The sequence below is a fragment of the Streptomyces sp. McG3 genome (assembly GCF_018619185.1).
Classification (GTDB): Bacteria; Actinomycetota; Actinomycetes; order Streptomycetales; family Streptomycetaceae; genus Streptomyces.
In genome coordinates this window covers 1-8345 of record NZ_JAAXYC010000330.1, presented here as the reverse complement: position 1 = coordinate 8345, position 8345 = coordinate 1, and the positions used below count along the sequence as shown (strand labels likewise).

The window sequence follows — 8345 nt, the reverse complement described above, 5'->3', positions numbered from 1 at the left end:
GCTCGGAGAGGTGTATAAGAGACAGCCGTAGCGCAGGGCGAGGAGCCCGGCCAGCAGGATCAGCAGGCCGCCGGCGGCGGTGACGTAGGGCCAGGCGGTGTGACCGATGGCGTGGATGGTGGCCGCCGCGTCGCCGGTGGTCCTGGCGGCCTCCTCGTCGAGGGCCGTGCTGTCGGAGCCGCCGGCCCAGGCGCTGAGCGTCGCTCCGAGGCCGCTGAGGGCGAGGAGGGCGGCGACGATCCGGCGGCCGACGCCGCGTACGGCGAAGACGGCGACGAGGGCGGCGAGGCCGACGACGGCCAGGGCGGCCGGGACGCCGGTGACGTCCTGGCCGTCGACGGTCAGCGGGAGGGCGCCGCCGCCGGTGGCCGCGTCGCCCTCCGCCCAGGTCTGCCCGGAGGCGAGGAGGACGACGGTCGCGCCGGCCGCGCCGAGGAGCAGACCGGCCGCGAGACTGCGTCGGCTCCCTGCGGAGTCGGGCGCGGCGCCGGACGCGGAGTCGGCGGTTCGGGCACGGGGCTGGGGTACGGGGACAGCACTCACGCCCTCCACTATCCCCTACCGGTTCAGCGGTCGTGGAGCCGGTTGGCCGTATGGACGGCGCGGAGCACGGCCGCCGCCTTGTTGCGGCACTCGGTGTCCTCGGAGACCGGGTCGGAGTCGGCGACGACCCCGGCTCCGGCCTGGACGTATGCGGTGCCGCCTCGGAGCAGGGCGGTCCGGATGGCGATGGCGGTGTCGGAGTCCCCGGCGAAGTCGAGGTAACCGACACAGCCCCCGTACAGGCCGCGGCGGCTCGGTTCCAGCTCCTCGATGATCTGCATGGCGCGGGGCTTGGGGGCGCCGGAGAGGGTGCCCGCGGGGAAGCAGGCGGTGAGCACGTCGAAGGCCGTGCGGTCCTCGGTGACGCGGCCGGTGACGGTGGAGACGATGTGCATCACGTGGGAGTAGCGCTCGATCGACATGAAGTCGACGACCTCGACGCTGCCGGGTTCGCAGACCCGCCCCAGGTCGTTGCGGCCGAGGTCGACGAGCATCAGGTGCTCGGCGCGCTCCTTGGGGTCGGCGAGGAGTTCGTCGGCGAGCGCCTGGTCCTCCTGCGGGGTGGCGCCCCGGTGCCGGGTCCCGGCGATCGGGTGGACCATGGCCCGGCCGTCCTCGACCTTGACGAGGGCCTCGGGGCTGGAGCCGACGACGTCGAACCCGTCGAAGCGGAAGAGGTACATGTACGGGGACGGGTTGGTGGCGCGCAGCACCCGGTAGACGTCCAGGGCGCTCGCCGTGCACGGGGTCTCGAAGCGCTGGGAGGGGACGACCTGGAAGGCCTCGCCCGCCCTGATCCGCTCCTTGATGTCCACGACGGCGTCCTGGTAGGCCTCGCCGCCCCACAGCGCGGTGTACGGCGGCAGCTCGGACGGGGGCAGAACGGCGGGGGCGTTCTCGACCGGGCGGCGCAGGTCCCGCTCCATCGCGTCGAGGCGGGCGACGGCGTCCGCGTGTGCCTCGTCGACGCCGGAGTCGAGGTCGTTGTGGTTGATCGCGTTGGCGATCAGCAGGACGGTGCCGTTCTGGTGGTCGAGGACGGCGAGGTCCGAGGTGAGGAGCATGGTCAGCTCGGGCAGTTTCAGGTCGTCGCCGCCGTGCTCGCCGATCTTCTCAAGACGGCGGACGACGTCGTAGCCGAGGTAGCCGACCATGCCGCCGGTGAAGGGCGGAAGGCCCGCGTCGCTCACCAGGTCGCGGGGGGTGTGGAGGGTCTCGACGGTGGCGCGCAGGGCGTCCAGCGGGTCGCCGGCGACCGGGACGCCGACGGGCGGGGTGCCGAGCCAGTGGGCCTCGCCGTCGCGGGCGGTGAGGGCAGCGTCGCTGCGGACGCCGATGAAGGAGTAGCGCGACCAGGTCCGGCCGTTCTCGGCGGATTCCAGGAGGAAGGTGCCGGTGCGTTCGGCGGCGAGCTTGCGGTACAGGCCGACCGGAGTGTCGCCGTCCGCGAGGAGGCGGCGGCTGACGGGGACGACGCGCCGGTCGACGGCCAGTTTGCGGAAGGTGTCGAGATCCATGGCCGGTGACCTTACTTCCCGAGAGGCAGGGTGTCGGCGTCGAAGCAGGTGCGGTCGCCGGTGTGGCAGGCGGCGCCGGTCTGGTCGACCTTGACGAGGACGGTGTCGGCGTCGCAGTCCAGGGCGACGGACTTCACGTGCTGGACGTGACCGGAGGTGTCGCCCTTGACCCAGTACTCCTGGCGGCTGCGCGACCAGTAGGTGCAGCGGCCCGTGGTGAGGGTGCGGTGCAGCGCCTCGTCATCCATCCAGCCGAGCATCAGCACCTCTCCGGTGTCGTACTGCTGGGCGATGGCCGGGACCAGACCATCGGCGCCGCGCTTGAGGCGGGCGGCGACGGCCGGGTCGAGGCTGCTGGCGGGCGGCGTGGCGCCGGGCGTGCTCGTCATGGGCCCATTGTGCCGTGGCCGCGAGGGCTTTCCGGGCGGACGTCCACTGGGCGGACCAGGGGTGACGGTCGTACGCTGGCGGGCATGTCGACCCATGCGAAGCGTGAACGTCTTCTGCTCGCCGATCTGTTGGAAGCGGCAGGTCCCGAGGCCCTCACCCTGTGCGACGGCTGGAAGACCCGCGATCTGGCCGCCCATGTGGTGGTCCGCGAACGCCGCGCGGACGCGGCGGGCGGGCTGCTGGTGAGCGCGCTGAAGGCCCGGCTGGAGCGGGTGCAGGCGGAGTTCGCGGCGAAGCCGTACGAGGAACTGATCCAGCTGATCCGCACCGGTCCGCCCCGGTTCTCCCCGATGTCCCTCAAGCAGATCGACGAGGCGGCGAACACCGTCGAGTTCTTCGTCCACGCGGAGGACGTGCGCCGGGCCCAGCCCGACTGGTCGCGCCGCGAGCTGGACCCGGTCTTCTCCGACGTGCTGTGGTCCCGGACCGAGAAGACGGCCCGCCTGCTGGGCCGCAGGTCCCCGGTGGGGCTGGTGCTGCGCCGCCCGGACGGCCAGACGGCGGTGGCCCACAAGGGGACGCCGGTGGTGACGGTGACCGGGGAGCCCGCCGAGCTGCTGCTGTACGCGTTCGGCCGGCAGGACGCGGCGGACGTCGAGGTGGAGGGCGACCAGGCGGCGGTGGAGCGGCTGAGGGCGGCCGAGCTGGGCATGTAGGCCGGGGCTCCGGGGGTTCCGGTCAGCGGGGCAGTTCGGCGCGGCGGAGTGCGGTGAAGGCCAGGCCCATCGCTCCGCCGGCCGCGCACACGGCCGCGCTGACGGCGTAGACCGGCCCGGTGCCCCAGAGGGTTACGGCGGCCCCGGTGGCGGGGTAGCTCAGCGGGGCGATGGCGTAGGTGAAGAACGTCGATACGGAGGTCACCCGGCCCAGGTACGCGGGCTCGGCGGTGGTCTGGACGAGGGCTCCGCACAGCGCGCCGGCCAGACCGGCCGTGAGGCCGACGAACGCGGCGATCACGGCGGCGAGGGCCACCGAGGGGATCTGCGCCATCGCGGCGATGCCCGTCGCGGCGACGAGCGCCATGAGGCACATCACCAGCCCGGCGCGCGGCACCCGGCCCCGGACGGCGAGGACGAGGGCGGATCCGGCGGCGCCGGAGGCGAATCCGGCGACGATCCAGCCCATGCCGGCCGCGCCCCAGCCGCGCTGCTCGGAGAGCAGGATCAGCCCGAGGTTGAGCGGCCCGACGAAGCCGAGCTCGCTGAGGGCGATGACGAGCATGAGCGGGCCGAGCAGGGGGTGGCGGCGGATGTACCGGAGCCCGCCGACGAGGTCCTGCCAGGCGTTCGGCGTCTCCTCGGTCTCCGCGGACGCCTCGTCGGCCTCGGCCGTGGTCCCGCCGTCCTTGACCGGCCCGGGCAGCGGTCCGATCCGCAGGCTCAGGAGCAGCGGCAGGGACAGGGCGAACAGCACTCCGGCGGCGGCGAAGGCGAGCGAGGGCCCGCCGACGGCCACGGCGACACCGCCCATCGGCGCGCCGATGATCGAGGAGCCGCGCGCGGCCAGTGCGCGCAGGCCCTGGATCCGGGCGAGCTGGCCCGGGGTGCTGATCCGGGGCGGCAGGGCTCCGACGGCGGGCAGGAACAGGGCGTCGACCGCGCCGAAGACCAGGGCGACGGCCACCAGGACGCCCACGGTGGGCGCGGTGAGCACCAGGATCGCGGCGAGCCCGAGGACGAGCAGCGCGCGGGCGGCGTCGCTGCCGATGACCACGCGGCGGGGCCCGAGCCGGTCGGCGAGCACTCCCCCGCCGAGCATCAGGAGCGCCCGGGGTATCGAGCCGGCGGCGAGGACCAGGCCGGTGCCGGAGGCGCTGCCGGTGCGGGCGGCGGCCCAGGCGAGGGCCATGAAGTAGATGCTGTCGCCGATCATCGACGCGCTGTACGCGCCGAGCCAGCGCAGGACGTTGGGGTCGCGGTGGGCGGGGCGTTCGGGGGCTTTCACGGCGGTGACGGTCATGGGTTCGTCCTTCCGGGCGCGGTGACGGGCTCAGGGGCGGAAGGGGAATCCGTACGTGTGCAGGGCGACGCTCTCGCGGCCCTCCGTGTCGCCCGCTTCCTCGCGGGCGCGGCCGGCTTCCTCGTAGCGGTCGATCAGCGCGCCCATCTCCCGGCCGAGGGCGGCCAGTTCCTCCGCGGTGAGGCGCAGGAGGTTCTCCGCGCTCCAGGAGGCGCCGCGCCATTCCGCGTCCCAGGTGTGCCGTGCGTCCTGGTGGGCCCGGTAGAGCTCGACGTGCTGGTCGAAGGAGATCCGGCCGGCGGCGGCGTAGACGGCCGCCTCGTCCGGCGCGTCGTCGAAGTCCGTGTCGCTGAAGGTCAGCCCCCGGGAGGACGGCTGCCACCAGCGCTCCCGGCCGTCGGTGCCCTGGCCCGCGGCCGGTTCGATCAGTCCGTGGTCGGCGAGCTTGCGCAGGTGGTAGCTGACGAGGGAGACCGCCTCGTCGATCTGGTCGGCGAGCTGGGAGGCGGTGGCGGTGCGCTTGATGTGCAGGGCTCGGTAGAGCTTCAGGCGCAGGGGGTGGCCGATGGCCTTGAGGGTGTCGAGGTCGGAGACGCGGCGTCGCTCTTCACTGGGCATGGCTCGACCGTAGACGCACAGGAAAAGTTGCGCAAGAATAATTGCGCAATATTTGTTGCGGAGTTCTTCAGGTGCCGAGCAGCCGTCGCGCCGCCAGGGCGAGGGAGACCTCCACCGCGTCCCGGGGGCGGGTCAGGCAGCGGCCGGTGAGCTGTTCGAAGCGGCGGAGGCGGTTCAGGACCGTGTTGCGGTGACAGTAGAGCTTCGCTCCCGCCCGCTGCGCCGAGCCGTCCGCGTCCAGCCAGGCGGTGAGGGTCTCCACGATGACGTCCCGGTCGGCGGGATCCAGCCGGTCCAGCGGGCCCAGCACCCGGTCGGCGAGCGCGCCGGCGAGGGCCGGGGAGGACACCACCAGGGCGTCCGGGAGGTGCTCGTCGAGCAGGACGGTGCCCCCGGAGGCGGGGCAGGCGCGCAGCGCGGTCTCCGCCAGCCGCCGGGCGTCGCCGAGGGCGGCCAGCCCCTCGACCGCGGAGCCGATCCCGGCCCGGATTCCGGCCGGCACGTCCAGCGCGGCGGCCAGCGCCCTCAGCTCGCCGGGCGGGCCCGCCAGCGGCAGGATCGCGAACTCGGCGTCCGGGCCCGGGTGCCAGAGCGCCGGGGCGTCCGGGGCGGCGGCGGGCAGCGTCAGCGGCGGGCGGGCGGCGGACCCGGGACCGCGCGGGGCGGCGGCCACCGCGAGCACGGCGTAGCGGCCCTGCTCCGGCAGGCCCAGCATCGCGGCCGCCTCGGCAAGGTCCGCGATCCGGGCGGTCCCGTCCAGCAGGGCGGCGACCATGAGCCGCTGACGGTTCTCGCGCCGCCAGGACAGCCGCCGCTCGGCCTGCCGGTAGGCGTCCGCGACGATCCCGCAGTGCTCGTCGACGAAGTTCCACACGTCGGCGGCGACATGGACGAGCAGCCGTACGTCGTCGGGGTCGCGCCGGGCGGTCTCGTCCACGAGGTCCTGCCAGACCATCGCGCCGCCCATCCGGAAGGCGTGCAGGACGGCGTCGAGCGGCACGCCCTGCTCGGCGCGGATCTCACCGATCCAGCGGGAGGTCCGGTGGGCGGACTCCCGGAACTCCCGCGGCTGGATCAGGGAGCCGACGTTGTGCCGCAGCGAGTGGTGGACCTCCTGCCAGACCTCGGCCCGGCCGGAGTCGATGGCCGCCCGGTATCCGGGCTCCTGGGCGTACAGGGCCTCGACCAGCCGGTCGGTGAGGGCCGGCAGCGAGGCGACGAGGACCCGGGCGGCCCGGTGCAGCACCTCGACGGCCTCGCGGTCCGCCAGGGACCGGAAGCGGTGCGGCAACGGGGTTGCCGGGGACGGGCCGTGCGGCGCCCCGATCCGCGAACGTACGACCTGTGGCATGGCGGCCTCCACCGGGAATCGACCGGCCGCGCGAGCGGCGGGCCCGGCACCCGGCCCGGGCGGGGCGCGAGCGCGGCGACACGATCCTGACGCCCGCAGAATGACATACCGCCCAGTCGGTACCTAGGGGTCTGCGCGGAACTCGTCATCACGGTCTCGCAACCTCCCGGACTTCCGGACCCCTCTAGGCGGCCAGCAGCCGGGCCAGTTCGGTGCGGGAGCGGATGCCGAGGGCGGCGAAGACGTTGCGGAGGTGGTGGTCGACCGTGCGGGGGCTGAGCGACAGCCGCAGCGCCACTTCCCGGTTGGTGGCCCCCTCGGCGACGCACCGGGCGATGCGCAGCTGCTGGGGGGTGAGCGCCGCGAGCGGTCCGTCCGCCGCGTTCCGCGGGGCCCCGGCCGGCTCCCCCGCCGCCCGCAGCTCCCCGGCCGCCCGGTCGGCCCAGGCGCGGGCCGAGCAGCACTGGAAGGCGACCAGGGCGTCTCGCAGCGGGCCGCGGGCCTCACGGGTGCGCCGGCGGCGGCGCAGCCACTGCCCGTACATCAGCTGGGTACGGGCCCGTTCGAAGTCGCCGCCGGCCCGGCCGTGGTGGGCCAGGGCCTCGGCGTAGCGGGCGTCCGCCTCGTCGGCGGGGGCCAGCAGGGCCCGGCAGCGGGCCAGTTGGGCGGGCGCTCCCGGGTCGGCGGTCCGGGCGGCCCAGGAAGCGAACTCGTCGACGGCGGCGTGGAGTTCGCGGGACTCCTCGGGCTGTCGTCCGCCCAGCACGGCGGCCTCGACCCAGCAGGGCACGGCGAGCATCCGGGCGGCGAAGTGGCCCCGTCCGGGGCCGGTCCCCACGAGGGGGGCAAGCCGGGCGGCCGCCTCGCCGGGCCGCCCGGAGGCCAGGTCCGCGCGGGCCCGTGCCCAGGTGGCGAGGGTGACGGCCTGGGACAGCCCGTGCGGCCCCGCCCCGGTCAGCGCGGCGTCGGCGTGCGCGGCGCACGCCTCGGCGGGCCCCTCCACGGAGGCCGCGAGGGCGAGCACGGCGTGCAGATGGGCGGAGCTGTTGGGCTGCCCGGTACGGCGGGCGGCGTGCAGCCCCTCCAGGGCGTGGGCCCGCGCACCGGCGTGGCGCCCGGCACGCAGTTCGGCGTAGGCGAGGTGTTCGAGGGCCTGGGGCAGCAGCGCGTCGGGGCCCCTGGTCCGTACGGCGGCGAGCGCGCGGGCGCCCGCGCGGCAGGCGGCGGCGACATCCCCGAGGACCAGGGCCGCGACCCCGGCCCGGAGCAGAGCGGCCGGGGCGCCGGGGTCCCCGGCGGGGTCGAGGCAGTGGCGGAGCAGGGCGTGGCCCTCGGCGGTGCGGCCTTCGAGCACGGCGCACATGCCGGCCCGGTAGTGCTCCAGTCCCGCTTCCAGCGGGGTGCGGGCGAGGCGGTTCATGGCGTCGAGGTAGCCGAGCGGGTCCCCCGCCGCCCAGGCGGCCTCGGCCGCGCCGAGGAGGGCGTCGAGGGTCCGGCGGGGATCGTGCGGGCCGAGCAGCGCGGCCGCGGCGAGCAGCGCTTCATGGGCGTCGGCCGCGGGCCCGGAGCGCAGGGCCAGCATGCCGTGGACGTAGGGGGCGAGGCCCCGCGCGGGCTCGGGGGCCGGCCCCGCCGTGCCGGGCGGCCGGGGTCCGGTCCTGGCCAGCAGGGCCCGGGCCAAGGCCGGGTCGCCCGCGAGCCCCGCCTGCTCGGCCGCCGCGGCGAGGCGGGCCGCCCGCAGCGCCGGTTCGGTGGAGAGCAGGGCGGCACGGGCCAGGGCGGCGGAACGTTCGGCGTGCGGGAAGGGGGCTCCGGCGGCCGCTTCGAGCCGGGCGGCCAGCGCGGCGTCCGGCCCGGGCGCGGCGCAGGCCCGCTGGACGAGGGCGGCGAGCGGGACGGGCGGGGGT

8 protein-coding genes are annotated in these 8345 nt (G+C 75.6%); 1 reads left to right on the top strand and 7 read right to left on the bottom strand.

Going from position 1 to position 8345, the window contains the following annotated elements; all coding sequences use genetic code 11:
• The 3 genes from HET64_RS33105 to hisI form a co-directional block, all read right to left on the bottom strand.
• A partial coding sequence (locus tag HET64_RS33105; protein ID WP_215110850.1) for a TIGR02234 family membrane protein occupies positions 1-552 on the bottom strand: 552 nt, incomplete at its 3' end.
• A 14-nt stretch (positions 553-566) separates the two neighbouring features.
• Positions 567-2060: an anthranilate synthase component I gene (locus tag HET64_RS33100; RefSeq protein ID WP_215110849.1), complete on the bottom strand. Its 1494-nt coding sequence runs from the start codon at positions 2058-2060 to the stop codon at positions 567-569.
• Between the two features lie 11 nt (positions 2061-2071).
• Positions 2072-2449, bottom strand: coding sequence for a phosphoribosyl-AMP cyclohydrolase (gene hisI, locus HET64_RS33095; protein WP_215110848.1), 378 nt, complete (start codon positions 2447-2449; stop codon positions 2072-2074).
• A gap of 84 nt (positions 2450-2533) precedes the next feature.
• Between hisI and HET64_RS33090 the strand changes: the two genes are divergently transcribed.
• Positions 2534-3166 carry a TIGR03085 family metal-binding protein gene (locus tag HET64_RS33090; protein WP_215110847.1) on the top strand — a complete coding sequence of 211 codons (633 nt, stop codon included), beginning with the start codon at positions 2534-2536 and terminating at the stop codon, positions 3164-3166.
• Between the two features lie 22 nt (positions 3167-3188).
• On the opposite strand, the gene HET64_RS33085 is transcribed toward HET64_RS33090, so the two are convergent.
• The 4 genes from HET64_RS33085 to HET64_RS33070 form a co-directional block, all read right to left on the bottom strand.
• Complete coding sequence (locus HET64_RS33085; protein WP_215110846.1) at positions 3189-4469, bottom strand: MFS transporter; 1281 nt, start codon at positions 4467-4469, stop codon at positions 3189-3191.
• A gap of 30 nt (positions 4470-4499) precedes the next feature.
• Positions 4500-5087 (bottom strand): transcriptional regulator, encoded by a 588-nt coding sequence (locus tag HET64_RS33080; protein WP_215110845.1) that lies wholly within the window; start codon positions 5085-5087, stop codon positions 4500-4502.
• A gap of 67 nt (positions 5088-5154) precedes the next feature.
• Positions 5155-6438: a CdaR family transcriptional regulator gene (locus tag HET64_RS33075; protein ID WP_215110844.1), complete on the bottom strand. Its 1284-nt coding sequence runs from the start codon at positions 6436-6438 to the stop codon at positions 5155-5157.
• Between the two features lie 184 nt (positions 6439-6622).
• On the bottom strand, positions 6623-8345 hold a 1723-nt coding region (locus tag HET64_RS33070), incomplete at its 5' end, for a LuxR family transcriptional regulator (RefSeq protein ID WP_251146221.1).